This is a genomic window from Falsigemmobacter intermedius (assembly GCF_004054105.1).
Taxonomy (GTDB): Bacteria; Pseudomonadota; Alphaproteobacteria; order Rhodobacterales; family Rhodobacteraceae; genus Wagnerdoeblera; species Wagnerdoeblera intermedia.
Genome location: NZ_SBLC01000049.1, coordinates 1 through 16,181 on the forward strand (window position 1 = coordinate 1; position 16,181 = coordinate 16,181).

Sequence of the window (16,181 nt, forward strand, 5' to 3'; positions counted from 1 at the left end):
TTGTCTAGCGCTCGGATACAGGCGATCTTCACCTCAAACGACACGCCACTTGGGGAATGCAGGTTCACATTACTTAGGAAGTTTTCACATGCGCCTTTTTATTTCATCTATCGCTGCAGTGGCAGCAGCCTTGTTTCTATCGTCGTCCTTCGCGAATGCGCATGGCGGCGGTTGCAGAAAATCTTCACCAGCGGGGCAATGCTGCCACATGGACAACAGCACCGGTCGCGTGCATTGCCATTGAGTGGATTGAGTGATCGAAAGAGGCCGCCCATCACAGGCGGCCTCTTTGTTTTCAGTGCTTTGCGGCCCACTCCTTGACCGCTGACAAGACGGACTTCCTGACCTGCGGGCAGTTTTCCCCATCAGCATTCGCGTCCGTCCAGATGAACTTGATCATCGCCGCCGCATCCTCTTGGGTGCGCACTTCCGCGACTTCGATCATGTCCTGAAAGCGGTCCATTTCGCTGATCCAGAATTTGCTCTCGGGGGTGTCAAATTCGCTCGCTCCCGGCTTGAGCGCTGCAGCGCCGAAAGCGTCACGAGCGTGGAGCCAGGCAGTGTCGAGGGCAGAGAGGGGCGCGCTCATGCTGCGTCCTCCACGTTGAAGATCTGCGCCAGCCGGGCCATGCCCTCTCAAAAGTCATGCCCGACGAAAACGATTCCCGTGAAGAAAAGCGATTTAAGTCTGCACCATTACGGCTCAATAATAGTTAAACACGGGAGCGGAGCTGGTTATCAGATGCAAGTCCACCCGGTGCAAATGTCAGGTATAGCACTAGGAGTAGGTTCACGATTGGAACTAGATATAGCAATATCAACCACCTAGTGCGCCCCAAATCTCTCAAGCGGCGGCTCGCTGCACCTAGTACGCAAACGAAAACGAGTGCTGAAATTATTTCGCCGAAAGTGGTCACTCTGCCATAACTATCTACGGTGACCGCGATGAGAATGAGCCCCAAGATCGTGTAAAAGACTTTCTGGGCAAAGTATGATACGCGTCCAATCGGACTGGACCAGTCCATAGGGTTCGGCCAGCTTATTAGGTTCGTGTAGGGGGGGGCCATATTTTAACCTGCCAATCCTCTGCGCAATTCATGAATATGCGTAGATTGTTTGGAGGGGGTAACTAAGTCAAGCGATCCGCGCGCGGGGCGATGCCGATCAAAGAGCTGTCGATCCCTTTCCCCCCTCTCACCGAACAACGCAAGATTGCTGCGTTTTTGATCGGGAGGTGGCGAAGATTGATGACCTTATCGAGGAACAGCGCCGCCTAATCGCGCTTTTGGCCGAGAAACGTCAGGCCACGATCAGCCACGCCGTCACCAAGGGCCTAAACCCAAACGCCAAACTCAAACCCTCCGGCATCGACTGGCTCGGCGATGTGCCTTGACTAAGAGGGCCCCGTTACTGAAATTCTGATCCTAGGCGCAAGACTGCGTACTCTGCGGTGAAGTGCAATATGGAAAAATTCACATTTTGAACGATTAACAGATTGAGTATTCTAGGGATTTCATCTGTGTCGTCAGCCTTCTAAAAAAGCTGGGGAGTCCGTCCTTTGTAGTCTGTGTTAATCTCGCAGGGTGGCAGGGGCCTGCAGGCGGGCATAGACCGAAACGATATGTGTTAACAGTGCTGTGGGCTCATTCTGCTGCATGAGCCCCCTCCGCTCCCGCCCAGCAAAGAAAACACCCACCAAACAATATAGACGGAAATCGGTAGAAGGCACAAAGCGCCAACGAATATCACAACTCCTGCATACCGAGCAGGGAAAAGCTCTGTGACAAGCCCAGACATGGCTGAAAACAAGCCAGCGAACACTAAAAGAACTGCCCCACCGAATATCAGTGCCACGGCACCAAACAAAGCGCCACCAGCGGTAAATATAAAGACGTTAAAGAGTAGATCTAGATCGACGACGCCGAGCCAAAAAACGGAGTAAATGGCGTACATAACTGATCCGACAAAGCCGATCAGGGCGCCTACAAGTGCGAAATTTCCCATCATGAGCGCAATCCCCTAACCGTGCCCTAGAAGAGGCCAAAAAGACGACCGCAGATCGCTGCCAAAAGAGCTGCAACGATAATAAGCATATAGAAGCACATTACCGTTACTTTCCTGGCCCTACTGGCCTCACGGTAAGCGTACCTAGAAAATGACGCGCTTGCAGCAGCATCACGTCGAGTTGCTAGAAGAAGAAGTGCAGATGTTTCGTCCCAATTATTGTTTCGAACATCTATCATGCACCCAAACTCGCCATAGTCGCGCTGCATGATAAGATCAATATTATAATCGAGGAGCCTTTCACGGTCGCGCCATTTGTTAAAATTGGCTCCGAGATTTCGTTCGGCAGTCATCCAACCTGACAACTTCTTATTCAAAACGTCCTCAGGCGTTTCTTCCTCGTAGTATGACATTCCGCCCCCTCATCGTAGGAAAATACGATGCACGGTTATATCCCCCTCGCCAAGCCCGTTGACTAAAACGTCTGTCAAGCAGAAGCACGAAACCCCGTACCGATCACAAATGACGATCCATCCCTGTCCTCTAGGGTACTCCCTAGAACGCTCTACGGACACCCTCAGAAACCTCTATATTTTGGCACCATTTTAACCGCGTTCGGCTATCTATGTGGACAACACCCCAGAGGACCGCATGCAGACCATTTTTTATGCCCGAGTTTCAACGCTAGACCAAACTGTCGATCACCAAGTTACACAAGCCAAGGAAGCAGGCTTCGTTCTAGATCGAGTGGTTGCCGATGAAGGAGTTTCCGGAATTTCCACCCTTCTTCGCGACCGACCCCAAGGGCGTCGACTGTTCGATATGCTTCGGGATGGTGACGTTCTGGTGGTCAGGTGGATCGACCGTCTCGGGCGAAACTATGTCGACATCACACGGAGCATGAGGGATTTCTTGGAAATGGGGGTAACCATCAAGACGGTGATTTCCGGAATGACATTCCCCGCCAAACCGGCAAACCCCATCGAAGCCGCCATGAGGGATGCGACACTAGCAGTCCTGGCCGCACTGGCAGAAGCTGAGGTGACCGCCAAAGCAGAAGCTCAGAAAGCCGGCATTGCACATGCACGGGCATACCGTCCCACGGCATACTTGGGTCGGAAGCCGACTTTCACAAAGTCACAAGTAGATCGAGTGATCGAACTCCACGGCCTAGGTCATGGGCCATCTGAAATAGCGAAAGCTACTGAACTAAAGCGCCAAACAGTCCATAGGATCATCGCAAACCCAACCACTGCAGCAGAAGCAGTTGCTAAGTGGAAGCAGAGCACCAAGCGCCAATAAGAAAGGCATTCAATGGAAGACTGGACCAAGAAAACTGACGAAGATGTCTTCCGTCGACCTGGCGAAGAGCTTGGTTCGCAAGCTTCATACTGGCGCGATATTGAGATCAAGAGGCGAAACTTCCTGCTAGCCAAAGAAGTAGCTGAGGCTCAGATCGCCGCAGCAAAGGCCACAGAGGAGGCAGTCGCCGCCCAAGTCCGCGCTGCCGAGGCGACAGAGAAAACCGCTTTGTGGACGAGAGTTTCAGCAGTCGCAATGGCACTATCAGTCGTCGCGATTGTCGGAGGTTACTTCGTCTCCAAGTGAGACGCGTCCCGAAAAGTCTCTAGGCCGAGTCCAAGTGCATACGCCCAGAACCCAATCTGTGTGACCAGGATCAAGAAATCCTCAAACAAGTTCGAAATCTTTTCCATCATTCCACGAGAATCGCAGCTATCCTAAATCGTCGTCAATCTCCGCCTCTCGCCGCTTTCTGAAGCGGCTGATTGCATCAAGCTCCCAGTACTCTTGAAGCTTCTCTTCTGTCCGTGAGAAGGGAATGCCCCTGCCCTTTTTTTTGATCCAGAGACCATCAGCGTTCTTCTTCCACTCTCGGGAATAGTTGACCCAAGCGAAGGCAATGATTGCGCCGCCTGTGACATACCCGACAAGCGGGGGGAGCCATCCCAGTTCGCGGTATGCCAAGAAGATCACAAGTGCGCCTATGCCGGTCAGCACGAAAGCTTTTGTAGCAACGCCATCTTGTTTTGCGTCATAAACTGCAAGTTCGAGTTCGCTGAGATAGCCTTGAACCTCTTCGGGTAAGTCCTCAACAGCCGCCGCCGGGTGTTTCTCTTCGAGGCGGAAGGAATCGAGGTGCCGCTTCTCTTCTTCGGTTAGGTTGCCTTTGTATTCTTTGCGACGATACCAGGGCGTCCATTCTTGTTCTTTCGCCATTGTGCCTCCGAGAGGTAAAATCGGAACGCTCTTGAAAATCATACTCTTAGATAAGCAAGTGCGGATTTACGTAAATGAGAGGTGCGTCTGGTCGGTTTCAACGGCATGAAGCCTAAGGCGCTTGTAGGTTTCGCCATCGAGCTGTCAACGGCGGGCATCTAGACGTGTTTCTATTAAAATAAGGGCTTAGCAGCGCCCCATGCTGCCAAGAAACAAGGTGTTCTCCTAGCCAACCTAACAGAAACACGTCCATTCAACGTTCGAAAAGGTCTACCTTTCCGAACACGGGTCACTTGGACTGCATGGAGCGATACACTTCCAGCTTCGCCTCGGACTTCGCCAAGCCGATCTCAGCGTTCTTCAGCGCGTCCTGTAGCTGCGCGACTTGCGCTTCGAGCTTCACCTTATCGGCAGCAATCAGATCGCGTTCAGCACGAAGAACAGCCGTGGCTTTCTCGTCTGCCGCAGCTTGAGTATGTGCCGCCGCGATTGCCGCTTCGGCTTCCTGCTTGGCCGCCGCAATGGCCTCCTCAGCAGCCGTGGCCGCACCTTCCGCCGCCGTGTCCCTCTCAAGGATCATGCTGTTTAGGCGCTCGATCTCAGCAGCCATCTCTTCCAACGCTGCGGCTTCATCAGCACGCTCTCCGCGTGCCACACCTACAGCTTCCGACCACAACTGGACGAACAGCTTCTGAGCCGCCTCGGTCGGCTCAACAGCCGCAGCGCGACGCTGCATGACTCGGTCGTAAGCAGGAAAGATTGTGCTGTTCGAGCCGCGAGTGATCTCCTGGACGGCGGTCTTCGTGACCTTCGCGCCCAAGGTCTCAAGCTGCTCAATCGCGGCTTCGACCTTCGCATCAACATCTTCAGACCTGTTACGCGCCATACTCTGAACTCCATTTCGCTTAACTTCCTACACACTACAGTATCAAAATGTAGTAGTCAATACACTTATAGTATTTTGTAGTATTATTTTTGTAGTATTTTGTAGTATGTAGGATATTGTATCATACATACTACTACACTATGCTACGGAAGCAGGCTAAAACAGACCCTCCACCCCAGCCTCAAACGCCACAAAACCCTGCAAAATCAGGGGAAACCGTGGCCCAGAGAGCTGATTGCACTGAAAGAACGGATATGAAGTGATCGTGTCAACATAACCACCCAGCCCACTACACGTGGGCGGCGGCGCGGCCATGCTGGCTCGCGTCGGTGTGTTGGCCTGCCTTCTGAAAGGAGAGATGGGCGCAGATCGGTCGATCTGGTCGCTCGCGGACGGCGTGGTTTTGTATGATCGCAATCACTTAGTCATGTATGATCACAATCACTTACTCAAAAAGCGTGCCCTGCCCACGAACCAGCGCATTGGCGCTGCGGAGGCCCCAGGATCGGGGCCGAAGACGGAAGAAGGGGGCGAGACACACGGCGCGGACGCCGTGTGAAACAGGGGCTCTAGGTTATAGACTATTATTGAGTGGTCATGCGGCAGTATCCGCAGTCGTTCTCACGACATGGAAGATCGCCGCAGAATGGACAGATCGTGTCTGCTTCGCGCTCGTAACGACGGATCAGCTCTTCGTGCTTCTCAGTGCCGCCCGCGAAGCAAATCTGGAGATCAGTGTATTTCTGTTTGACCTCCAACAGACGCGGCGGCGGGGTTCCTGCGGCTGTGAGGTCGGCGCATAGGCGAGCGAGAAGGTCTATCCACGCGGGGCCGACAGCCACATACGGGCGGTTCACAAAGAGTGCAGGATAGCGTTTCTCAAGCTCGTCTAATGTCGGCAATGTCGTCCTCCTGATGGCAGCATATTATGGGGAACACCCCCGGTTCAGCTCGCGCAAGGAACGGATTAGCGCGGAACGGCGGCAGCGGGAACTGCCCTATTCTATGCAAAAAGCAGCCCACAACGCGAGGAACGGCTTGGTGTGTGGCGATGAAATACATATTCCTATATTTACAGGTTTACGTATTTTCGTATTTATGAAAATCAGTCGTCGAGGTATTGACGAACGACACGATCCAAGAAGTCTTGCATTAAGACCTTCTCTTCCAGCAGCTTGAGCTTGAGGCGATGATGCAAGTCTTCGTCGATCTGCACGGTCATCTTCTTCAGGTTCGCCGCTTTCGTGGCTGGTCGGCCCCTGCCCTGCTGCGGAGCATCCACTACAAGTACGGCTGGCTCTCCCCTCTGCGGGATGGGTGCAGAGTTAGGAACGTCTTCCAGCTCAAGCTCGAAGACCGCTTTTGCGGCCTCCATCGGATCGGCCTTTTTCGTAGCCTTTGCCATATCACAACCGCCCTTTCACGAAGTTATACAAATCCACAAGCTCGCCTTTAGGCCCTGCAAAGTGACGCTCAATTGCTGTGACACCAGTATTCATTACCCCGCGATGAACCCTGCGATCATGCACAACAGGCGCAAGCGAACCGTATCCAGATAGCATTTGAGCTGCCTTCACCGTTTCCGCCTCGCCGAGAAGGGCGCGGTTCAGAACGAACGCTAGGTTGTCAGTGTGCTTCCGAACTTCGCCATAGGTTTTTGCAACCGCCGCCAGATCAGCAAGCACCGAGCCAGTGACAATCAGCGTCAGATCAGCTTTGGAAACCACATCCGGCATCCAACTAGACACACTCGGTGGCGTATCAATTACCAGCAAGTCAAAGTGACCATCGAGCTGTTTAAGGATTTGCGGAAGCTGCGCAGGTGTTGGCTCTTGCCAGTTCGGATCATCCTTTTTTGGCACCATGCTAAATGCGCCATCAGCCCGAGTATTGTGCATAAGGCGCAAAGAAGCCTGAGCGTCGAAGTCCAAGACGAACACACGCTTGCCATCTAGGTGTGCTGCCACAGCAAGGTTGATCGTCGTAGTCGTCTTTCCCACGCCGCCTTTTTGAGCCGTTACAACCACTGTCTTCATTCAGAATCCCCTTGTTTTATTGAGTATACCTGACCTCAATCCTTTCAGTCAATACATATTTATAGGAATACATATTTTCATATTTATGTAAATATTAAACGCCGTGAAAGCCGAAATGTTGGATTGCTGAGAATAGGTAAGGCAGGTTGCGGGCTTTTTATTATCTAAGCCACCTTCACTTCACTCCGCGTCCTGCGCGGCGTGTTTCAACCCCTTTATCGGTCTGCGGCCCCAGTCTTGGGGCCTCCGCGCTGCTGATCGCAGCGGGTTAAGAGAAAGTGAGAGGCGTTCGCTCGTGTTGCTGGCGAAATTTCAGCTCTGCATCCACCATTCTGCACCTGGCCATCGCCAACAAAGACGCCCGAAGCTAAGGCGCTTGGACTACAGATCCGAGCCGAAATCGATGCACTGTCTCAACGGAACTAAGAAGATCACTGAAACAGAAAAGGGGAAGTGTGCGCGTGCTCGTTGGAAAGCTTCGCACACTTCCCCTTTTCTTACTGCAAGCGTGGCGTCCCGTGGAAACGGTTCAAACGCGACTGCTGCTCTGCAATCTCAATATTCATTGCATCCACATAAACGCTCGGCAGTTCTTCAGCATCTTGCGCCAGATCTCCCGATGCACGCGCTATACGAATATACTCATGCCGAAGCTTCTCAACACCATCCTCAATCATCCAGGTGTCAATAATGCCAGGCTCTTTGAAGTAAGCAGAAGCGTTCAGCAGCTCTTCTTCGCGCTCTGCATCTTCATAGTCATACCAAGAGTCAGCAGCCTCCGCCGTCCTCTCAATCTCCCCTTTCTCCCCGTCAGCCCTTAATAGTGTGACAACTGGGACAGGGGATGAAACGATGCAAAACGCCGGGTTCTGGCATGGGTTTTGTCCAGTCTGAGATGCCAAGAGACGTCCTGCGACCGATTTTGAGATTCCCAGCTTCTCCGCAATTTCACGTACAGAATGCCCAGACTGACGTAGTTCACCAGCAGCTTCTGTTAGAGTTTGCCGCTTCTCAGCCGCTTCGGATCTCGCCATGCCAGCACCATCCTGGCCCCGCGACTTGCGCTTGCGAAGACGATCATCGTCGCGCTTTTCTTCAAAGGACATGCTCTTCGTCGACTTCTTATGGACCGTCTCCATCTGAGCTTTTTCAGAAGCCGTGATACCGAGGCGCTTCTGTAGAACGTCATTCAGGAGTACGTAGCGCTTGTCTTCTTTACCCTTCTGACTCTCGTCTGCGTACGCAACAGCAGTCTGCATGTAGCTCACTGCTTCTTCTACGTCGAAGCCAGTGTGGGGGATAATCCTATGGATCTGCTTCCACAGAGCTTTGCCTTTGTAGCCGCCTTGAGCAAGGCAGACGGTGAGGCAGAACAGGAACTGATCGCGCCAGCCAGGCATTGAGCGAAGACCGCCACGAATGCGATAAAGACGGTAAATGTCACGTAGAACCAGCCCGTAACGAGGGTTTTTCTCGTAAACTTTGGCGAACTGCTCAGCTTCGACAGCATCGAGCGACATCAGCGCTTCTGGCGCATCGATCTCAGCATAATCGAACAGTGATGCGTTTTCGTCACCCTTCTTGTTGGCCTTCTTTTTCTTAGGTGGATCGATGAGACCTGCCGCCAGTTTCGCTGCTTTCTCGGCTGCCCGCGCTGCAGCACGCTTCGCGGCCGCAGAAGCTTTGCGCTCATCGATCTCTTCTTGTGTCCGCGTCGACAATGGAGAGATCAGCGGATCGACGGCTTCAGCTTCAGCAATCATCTCAGCAAGACAGTCGAAGTCGTAGACTGCTGGCTTGTCATCAGATCCAGCGACGAAGAGCGGGCATACCGGAACACCGGATTTACTGTTAACTGACCCAGCAATGCGGAACAGCCGCGTCATGTCTGTGGCTTGGCCATCCGGGACGAAACGCTTAGCGAACAATCGGAACAGCTTGTCGATTGTCGCTTTCCAGTCTTCAGACGTGCTGCCGACATCATCGACAAGATCAGAGTGCATCTGAACTTCCGTGTGAAGCCACACAACATTCAAGCCAACGCCCGAACGCATTATGTAGCTTGGCGCTGGAATGCTGACGTACTCACAAAAGTTCACGACTGCTGCGGCGACTTCTTCGAGTGTACGCTGATAGAGCCAGACAGGATCGTCCAAGTCGATGAAGATGGAAGAAAGCCCTTTCAGCAGCTCGGTCTTACGCCAGCTTTTGAAGGGATTCATGTTTGCGTAGGCGTCCGAGTGCGTCGCAAGATGCGAGAGCACTTCTTTCAGTAGCGGAGAGCCGCCGTTGAAGACATGCGGAAGCAGCTTGCCCCGAGGTACCTCGGACAAGTCTTTTCGCCGAGGCATCCCGCCCAAGCGCTTTTGACCGCGAGCTTTACGCTCTTCGCGGGCACCCATGCGCTCGGCAAAACGCATGTCCTCAATGCGCTGCCAGAAGCTCAGATCCGCGTCGGTCAGGATCTTGGCGCTTAGGTCAAATGTATAGTTGGGGTCATCAACTTTCGCACCATGAAGGATGCGCAAGTGCTGTTCTGGCGTCCAACGGCGCTCGTAGATTGGGTCGTTTAACGACCAATTTCGCTCATGCTTCAACCATGCCTAGCACTTCCTGGTTTGTGCAGGCGTGCAGATAGGACGCCCCCAAGTTGCGCAAAAGCAGTAAATTTTGAGAGATTAAATCCCATGTTCTATGCCTCTTTTGCGACGCTTCTCGGCACCACCCGTCCACGTACACCATAAGTATTGCGCAAGAACTCGTGAAAATCAAGACCTAGTAGGCAAAGGCCTTGTGATCTTTAAGGATTTTGAAACTGGTATCGAGCTGAGGGTCTTGAAATAGTCAGCGTCTTGGCATAACATATTTATGTGGCGAGGCTGCTCATGCACTCTATGCCGTGCATGTTCTAGCAGCGCACCACCTCGACCACACCTAATTCCTGGCCGCCCTTCGGGGCGGCCTTTAAATTTTCCATCTTGAGAAAATTGATCAACCAAAGCTCGGCGGCTTAGGCATGTTACCCATGCTAATGTCGCCAGTAAGCTGCTTGAGCGCGTCCGCTATGGCTTTTTGCTTAGCTTCGTAGCTCATGCCAGGGCTGAGAACGACGGGCACCCCAGGGCCGCCTGGACGGATGGGAACACCGCCCGCGCCAGCAGGCTTTTTGCTTGTTGGCTTGGTGCCAGCAGGTGCAGGAGCGACAGAAGTAAGCTGATCGTATGTGGTCTTCTGCAAGTTTTCAGAGATCGAGCTGCCCAAAATCAGCATTACACTGTGATACTGATGGTGCTCAACGAACTGCGTGATGGCTGCGACTAGCTTCTCAGCTTGCTCTTGAAGGCCGTCAGCATGGGCGCCATCTCGTTGTACAAGTACAAGATTTCGGCTCGCATCGTCGCTTGCTCTTGCAGCATTCCGTTTTGCGTCTCGATCATCTCTAGAACTGAGCTGTGTAAGTTCGCTATCGCTCCATCTAGGTCCGCTATCTTCTCTGACGTTCTCGACAGTAGCGTTACGAGCTGCATTTGCGGCGTCTTCTCGTCGACTGACTCCGTCCGCATCCCACTGATCAAGGCGATCAACTCCTTCATCGATGCTGAGATTTCTAGCAACGTTGCGCTCGTCAGCGATGCGTCTGAAAGCTGCGATTGCGTCTGCTTTTGTGTCGAGCTTTGCTGTGAACTCGCGCCAGATTTTTGCGCTCGTAGCGTGGTTTTCTTCTCTTCTGACATCGTCAGTCTCCTTCTCAGACAGAGAAGGGATCTGGTCTGGCTTAGCTTCATCCACGTTAACTTTGGACATTATTGAGCTAATGACATCAGCGCGATCTGCGTCATTGGTCTTGAGACCAGCGAACCTTTCTAAGCTGCCAAGGAACTCACTCTGACCGTTTTTCAGAGCACGGTTGATCGTGATGACGCCAGCTTTTGCGCCAATGCCAAGGTGAAGGCCATGCTTGGAAAGCAGGGCCGCAATCGCGTCCTTCTGCTCCATTCCGGAAAGCTGCTTCGTGGTGGCGAAGGCGTCCCTGATCTGCTTGATTGAGAGTTTCGCAGCGTGGCCAGGCGACATCGTTCCGGAAGGGCGGACTGCCTTTCTCTCCTCGCTTCGCGCAGGTTTCCGGAAGGCGGCGGCAGCGATCAGGGCATCGCGCTTTTCGGTCAGCGCAGCATTCAAGCGGACTTTCTGAAGCTCATTGAGCAGTATTTTGGTAGAAGGTAGCGAAGGCCGTTTTGCCTGCACCTGCGAGCGTGGCGCAGCATTAGCGCGGGCATGCACTGGCTCAACCTTATGCTTGCTGAAATAGTCCTGGTGCGGCGCAAAAGCTGTATGCAGGCGAGCCTCTTGGAGTTTACTGATACGCCCTATTTTGGGTGCACCAGATGGTCTCATCCCTGCAATCTCACTGCGTGGACGTGCATCCGCCAGCGGCGTCGATATGGCACTGAATTGAGGGTTCGTCGTGGTCCACGCATTCTGCAAGCGGACCAATTCAAAGAAACTTAGTGCTCTGTGGGTGGCTCTTGGGGCGGACTTATGCCGAGGTGCTGTTCCATCATGTTCAACAGATAGACGGTCTCGGATCGCTGCACGTTCTGCGCTTCGACTATCGAAAGCAGGGTTTGCTGCATCGCGGTCATTGCTTCGGCCATCTTTGCGATCATTTCCGGAAGCTGGTCCAACGGGGACGGATTCGATGGATCGGGGCTCAACGCTTGGTCGAGCTTCTGCTGTATGCTCGTCGTGTCTTCCTTGATTTCTTCCAAGGTCATCATTGCGACGTTCTTCGGCTTCTGCGGTTCTGGCGGTGGTAGAGGTTCGTCCGTCATTTGTGGTCTCCTTATCTATATGGTGAAGGTGCGCGTCAGGGGTTTCCTGCGCGTTCATGCTTGCGATGCGGTTCAGGATTGCGTCGTTCTGATCGCGGTCGATCTTCCCAACTCTGTTCAGGCTGGCGATGAATGTGCCGTCTGGGCCAGTCAGTGCCAGGTGGCCTTTGGCGTCATCAATGGAAACGCGTGCGTTCGGGTGATCACGCAGGACTTGGGCGATCTGCTGCGCGTGGAAGTCCACGCCTTCGCCCTTGCCAGGTTTGAGCGTTTGGGCAATTTTTGGAAGATCTACGCCCAATCTCTTCGCGATCTGATGTGCTTTGGAAGAGAACTGCGATAGAGCAGGCGCACCATGAGTTAGGTGCTCCATCCGTGCGGCCTCAGCTTCTTTGCCATTCGACTTCAAGTGTTCGAAGACGGCTTTGTTGTGCGTGCCTTTGGTCAACTCATGATCGAACTCGATCTCAAGAAGGCGAGCGACCTTTTCGTTGCGAACCTTAAAATGGGCTTTGTCGAGTGCGCGTCCGTTCGCGTCACGCTCAGGCATTACAATGTGATAGTGAGGCGCGGTGTTGCCATCAGCGCGAGGCTTAACGTGCTTAACGACCGCGTATTCGAAGCTCTCAGCACCCATCTCTGAGGTGATCGAGGCGATCATCTTCTGCTCCTGATCTGGCGTCAGAGGCCGATCAGGCGAAATGATGAACTGGCGCATCTCATACTTGAGCGAGGTTCCAGCCACGCGGCTTTCGCTCAGCGCGATGATGTCATCCACATCACCATGGATCTCATGAATCTCTTCGTTCTCCGCGCCTTCAAGAAGATGGCCAGAGAGACCAGCAGCCTTTCCTTTTTGGGATCGAGACTGCTTAACGATCATGTCAGTGAGCGCGTCCTAGCGCCTGCTTGACGGCTGCGAGATGCTGCGCGAGGTGGGCTTTCGTGGTCTCGACCTCGGCCAAGATGGCGGAGAGATGGTCGGCATCGAGGCTGCCCACCTTGTTGGCCGCATGAGCCAACTTCACTGTGCGGTTGAGGTTATCGCTGACGCTCTTAAGCAGATAGCTCTGCTCCTGGATCGCGGACAGGCAAGGCACGCGGCGCAGGTTCACGGGTCCAAGAACCTGAAGGCGGATGTAGTCCGACGGACTGAGCTGGAGCTGCCCCGCACGCTCGAACAGCTCAGAGTGCTGCGCAGGCGTAGCGCGGAAAGTAATCCGACTATCGCGATTACTGGTGGTCTCAGTGTCGTCCATGTGTGCGCTCCTTCTTCAGCTCCATGCAATGGTCGGGTCCATGGGGTGAAACCCCTGGCGGGCTTCCCTATGTCGGCGCAAATCCGAAGGATTTGTCCGACATAGGGACGGCTCGCTAACTAAGTAGGATGCAAAGTTGCAAGACAGATGAGTTTTCAGATTGTCGTGCCGCGAAAATCCGGTAGCCCCAGATCCAGAAACTACAGAGGGCACGAGCATGGCTGCGCACGATGACGACGAAATCGACTTTGACGCTTTCGCACGGATTGCTGGGTTTGAGAGCATCGAAGATTTGAAGAGGAAGCTCATCGAAGCGTCTGAAGAACACGAGCTGACTGAGAAGAAGCCTGCAGCGACGCGTCATTGAAGACGGCAGCACTTATCCATACGGAGCAGGGAGCGCGGATCAAAGCGCTGGCGACTGCGTAGTGTGGGTAAGTGCGGGTTTGTGGAGTTAACCCCCCCCCGCCCACGATAGGTTAACTGAACGTATGATGGGCTGAGGCGCCAAAAATGATGCCTGAACGGGGAAACGACCCTCCAGGATCGTCGTAGGACACGCTTAGGAAGGGTGCATGGATAAACCCTAATTAGAGGGGGTTGGGTGATCTGGAGGCGATTTAAAATGGTTTTCGCCTCATCCCCCACCCATGATAGGTTTAAATGGTGTTTTAACCCTCTTCTGATATATTTAGCCTATCGTGAACGGGGGAAAGGAGACCCAATGGAAGAAGAGAAACTAGATATCAAGATAAAAAAGCTGCTCGGAAACGGCCTTGAAAGCCTGAATCGTCAGATTCTGGACGCCTACAAAGCCATGCGAGACGTGGAGAACGAGCTCGAAACGCTCGCCAAGTGCCGCGTAGTAGCTGCATCGAAAGACGGCCAAGAACTGCCATCCGAAGCGTTTACGCGGTCTGCTCGCGGCTTCCTCGTGCGCCGCCGCCTCTACATTTTTCAGTCAGAAATCCCGTCTGACGATCTGATTTCGCTGCTGTCTGATCGAGAAAAAACGGCCAAGAACTTCTTGGACCTGCTTGCTCAGAAGCATGTTGAAGAAGCGATTGAGCAGAAAAAACCGGAACTTCTTGACCTGAAAACCGGCTTTCGGACGGCTGCGCCTATCGATCTGCTGACGCCCAACGGGATCGTCGAAGCCAGCTATGAAAACCTGGCGAATGTCATCGGAGACATGAACAAGAAGCCGGCAAACCGCATTACTTATCGCGCGGATTCTGCGTGGCGCGGATCTTCGATCACAGAAGAAGAGCTCGCAAAGCTAGTACGAGCGATGCTCGACCGCGAGAAGCAAAGTCTGAAACGCGCGGAGTCGAACTACGATCATCCGCGTGCCGAAGGTCATCGAGATCTGATCGCGAAAATCGAGCAAAACTGGGCAAAGTTTGAGAGTTTCAGGCCTCTGCTGGGCGAGTTTTCTGCACGCGTTCAAAGTGGCGTTGCGCATACATGGCGCTGCTACTTTGGTCCAGAAAACTACCGTTTCCGCCTTCCAAACATAGGCATCATCAGGGGTAAACGAGGGCTCGAAGTGTCCGCAGCGTCAACGCGGGATCGGCCAGCAGCCAGGCCACACTTGGGAACTCTAGAGTTCGGACGACTGCGCATTGGCTTGTTCGTCGACAGCGATAGCTACGCGAGACTGAAGCCGATCTTCGATGAGGTTTTCGGAATTCCTGTAAACCTATCGTGGGAGGGGGCGAGGAGGAATGAGCGCGAGAATCTAACCTATCGTGGATGGGGGGAGCGGGAAAAATCCAAGTATTTTCAATGAGTTTTAAACCTTTCTTGGAGTACATTCTCAAAAAAGAAAGGTTTAAAAAATGCAGAATTTCCCCGAAGAATTTGGCGAACCAGTGGGCACTCGCTTTGTTACTTCTAGCGTCGCTGGGCTTCAGTTTTATGAGTACAACGAGATCGATGAGATCAGCGGAAAGCCCATCCGACCAGAAGTCGGAGATCGCATCGAACTCGTTCGCGAGCCACGAAATCGGTACGACAAGAATGCGATAGAAGTCCGATTTAAGAACGGACAAGTCAAACTAGGCCATGTGCCAGCCGAGCTCGCCGAAGATCTGGCGCCTATTATGGATGCTGGCAAACATCTGCGCGCTTACGCGGTTTCAGGCGGAAACGGCCATGCTTGGTCATCACGGATTATCATCTGCAGCGACGACATACCGGAAAAATTGCATCGCAAGGATCTGCACTACGCCATCCGCGCATATGAGCGACAAATGCAAGATCGCCAAGATATCGGCAGAGATCGAGCGAAAGCTTGGAAAAAAGCTCAGCATGCATGGCGCAAAGAGCAGATACGACAAACTGCAGAGCCATTCGTCAAGCTAGCAGCCAAGGAACACCACGAGTTCTTAACAAACCGAAAAGCACCCGACTTCACAGCCGAAGACAGCATCGGAAAATCATTTTGGAACACCCGAGACATTCCGAAAGACGCTGACGGACTGCCACAGTTCCGGACTAAAGAAGAGTGGGCGCTCGATGGCTTCAAGGTAAAAAAGGGGCAAAAGCGGACTGCTGATTGGGAATATAAAAGCTGGCGCTACACTAAGTACAAAGCCCTCTATGGCGCTCACCAGGTCGAGCCACTGCCGCCTCCAGACTTAGAAGATATCGAGGAAAAGATGATGTCCGCAGTCCTCTTCGACTGGATCTGCGAAAATGAAGATGACGAGGAAGAAGAGCGCTACAACTCTTACTTTTGGCGCTTGGGACAAGATCGCTTCCGCGATGACCTTTAACCCCACATTCTCCAAGTAAGTCACTGATTTCTCTGTCCTCTCTGTGATATTTGATAAATAAATCATGGTGTTGACGACTGATGGGGGCGCGTTTCATGGATCACCCAGAGGGTGCGGGCTTGCAACGGGCAGATCGGGTGGATTTC

The 16,181-nt window shown here is 53.2% G+C and carries 18 protein-coding genes; 7 read left to right on the forward strand and 11 right to left on the reverse strand.

Translation table 11 applies throughout. The features are described 5' to 3' along the window. Window positions 1–295: 295 nt before the first annotated feature. Window positions 296–589 carry a hypothetical protein gene (locus EP867_RS17315; RefSeq protein WP_128490720.1) on the reverse strand — a complete coding sequence of 98 codons (294 nt, stop codon included), beginning with the start codon at window positions 587–589 and terminating at the stop codon, window positions 296–298. A gap of 124 nt (window positions 590–713) precedes the next feature. Beyond that, window positions 714–1,067: a DUF805 domain-containing protein gene (locus tag EP867_RS20555; protein ID WP_128490721.1), complete on the reverse strand. Its 354-nt coding sequence runs from the start codon at window positions 1,065–1,067 to the stop codon at window positions 714–716. 167 nt (window positions 1,068–1,234) lie between these two features. On the opposite strand from EP867_RS20555, the gene EP867_RS17325 reads away from it, so the two are divergent. Next, window positions 1,235–1,393, forward strand: a complete 159-nt coding sequence (locus EP867_RS17325; RefSeq protein ID WP_206616367.1) for a hypothetical protein — start codon at window positions 1,235–1,237, stop codon at window positions 1,391–1,393. A gap of 637 nt (window positions 1,394–2,030) precedes the next feature. Here EP867_RS17325 and EP867_RS17330 read toward each other — a convergent pair. After that, a complete protein-coding gene (locus EP867_RS17330; protein WP_128490722.1) occupies window positions 2,031–2,417 on the reverse strand; it encodes a hypothetical protein in 387 nt (128 codons plus the stop codon). A gap of 238 nt (window positions 2,418–2,655) precedes the next feature. Here EP867_RS17330 and EP867_RS17335 point away from each other — a divergent pair, with 238 nt between their 5' ends. Continuing rightward, the gene (locus EP867_RS17335; RefSeq protein WP_128490723.1) at window positions 2,656–3,306 is read left to right on the forward strand and encodes a recombinase family protein; all 651 of its coding nucleotides are present in this window, start codon (window positions 2,656–2,658) and stop codon (window positions 3,304–3,306) included. Window positions 3,307–3,318: 12 nt separating this feature from the next. Then, window positions 3,319–3,612 carry a hypothetical protein gene (locus EP867_RS17340; RefSeq protein ID WP_128490724.1) on the forward strand — a complete coding sequence of 98 codons (294 nt, stop codon included), beginning with the start codon at window positions 3,319–3,321 and terminating at the stop codon, window positions 3,610–3,612. 126 nt (window positions 3,613–3,738) lie between these two features. Here EP867_RS17340 and EP867_RS17345 read toward each other — a convergent pair whose 3' ends face one another. Next, the gene (locus tag EP867_RS17345) at window positions 3,739–4,242 is read right to left on the reverse strand and encodes a hypothetical protein (RefSeq protein WP_128490725.1); all 504 of its coding nucleotides are present in this window, start codon (window positions 4,240–4,242) and stop codon (window positions 3,739–3,741) included. A gap of 289 nt (window positions 4,243–4,531) precedes the next feature. Further along, complete coding sequence (locus tag EP867_RS17350) at window positions 4,532–5,128, reverse strand: hypothetical protein (protein WP_128490726.1); 597 nt, start codon at window positions 5,126–5,128, stop codon at window positions 4,532–4,534. 313 nt (window positions 5,129–5,441) lie between these two features. Between EP867_RS17350 and EP867_RS17355 the strand changes: the two genes are divergently transcribed. Then, window positions 5,442–5,687 (forward strand): hypothetical protein, encoded by a 246-nt coding sequence (locus tag EP867_RS17355; RefSeq protein WP_128490727.1) that lies wholly within the window; start codon window positions 5,442–5,444, stop codon window positions 5,685–5,687. 25 nt (window positions 5,688–5,712) lie between these two features. On the opposite strand, the gene EP867_RS17360 is transcribed toward EP867_RS17355, so the two are convergent. The 6 genes from EP867_RS17360 to EP867_RS17385 all read right to left on the reverse strand — a co-directional run bounded on the left by EP867_RS17360 (window position 5,713) and on the right by EP867_RS17385 (window position 13,255). Further along, window positions 5,713–6,030, reverse strand: coding sequence for a hypothetical protein (locus EP867_RS17360; protein WP_128490728.1), 318 nt, complete (start codon window positions 6,028–6,030; stop codon window positions 5,713–5,715). A 203-nt stretch (window positions 6,031–6,233) separates the two neighbouring features. Continuing rightward, the gene (locus EP867_RS17365; protein ID WP_128490729.1) at window positions 6,234–6,533 is read right to left on the reverse strand and encodes a hypothetical protein; all 300 of its coding nucleotides are present in this window, start codon (window positions 6,531–6,533) and stop codon (window positions 6,234–6,236) included. 1 nt (window position 6,534) lies between these two features. Further along, window positions 6,535–7,164, reverse strand: coding sequence for a ParA family protein (locus tag EP867_RS17370; RefSeq protein WP_128490730.1), 630 nt, complete (start codon window positions 7,162–7,164; stop codon window positions 6,535–6,537). A 497-nt stretch (window positions 7,165–7,661) separates the two neighbouring features. After that, window positions 7,662–9,692 carry a hypothetical protein gene (locus EP867_RS17375; protein WP_128490731.1) on the reverse strand — a complete coding sequence of 677 codons (2,031 nt, stop codon included), beginning with the start codon at window positions 9,690–9,692 and terminating at the stop codon, window positions 7,662–7,664. Between the two features lie 463 nt (window positions 9,693–10,155). After that, window positions 10,156–12,879 (reverse strand): hypothetical protein, encoded by a 2,724-nt coding sequence (locus EP867_RS17380; protein ID WP_128490732.1) that lies wholly within the window; start codon window positions 12,877–12,879, stop codon window positions 10,156–10,158. A gap of 1 nt (window position 12,880) precedes the next feature. Continuing rightward, complete coding sequence (locus EP867_RS17385; RefSeq protein ID WP_128490733.1) at window positions 12,881–13,255, reverse strand: plasmid mobilization protein; 375 nt, start codon at window positions 13,253–13,255, stop codon at window positions 12,881–12,883. A 217-nt stretch (window positions 13,256–13,472) separates the two neighbouring features. On the opposite strand from EP867_RS17385, the gene EP867_RS19910 reads away from it, so the two are divergent. The 3 genes from EP867_RS19910 (at window position 13,473) to EP867_RS17395 (ending at window position 16,035) form a co-directional block, all read left to right on the forward strand. Further along, entirely contained in the window at window positions 13,473–13,622 is a 150-nt protein-coding gene (locus EP867_RS19910; RefSeq protein ID WP_164888927.1) for a hypothetical protein, read from the forward strand. A gap of 357 nt (window positions 13,623–13,979) precedes the next feature. Continuing rightward, window positions 13,980–15,047 (forward strand): hypothetical protein, encoded by a 1,068-nt coding sequence (locus tag EP867_RS17390; protein WP_128490734.1) that lies wholly within the window; start codon window positions 13,980–13,982, stop codon window positions 15,045–15,047. Window positions 15,048–15,096: 49 nt separating this feature from the next. Continuing rightward, window positions 15,097–16,035: an HIRAN domain-containing protein gene (locus EP867_RS17395; protein WP_128490735.1), complete on the forward strand. Its 939-nt coding sequence runs from the start codon at window positions 15,097–15,099 to the stop codon at window positions 16,033–16,035. The last annotated feature ends 146 nt before the right edge of the window (window positions 16,036–16,181 follow it).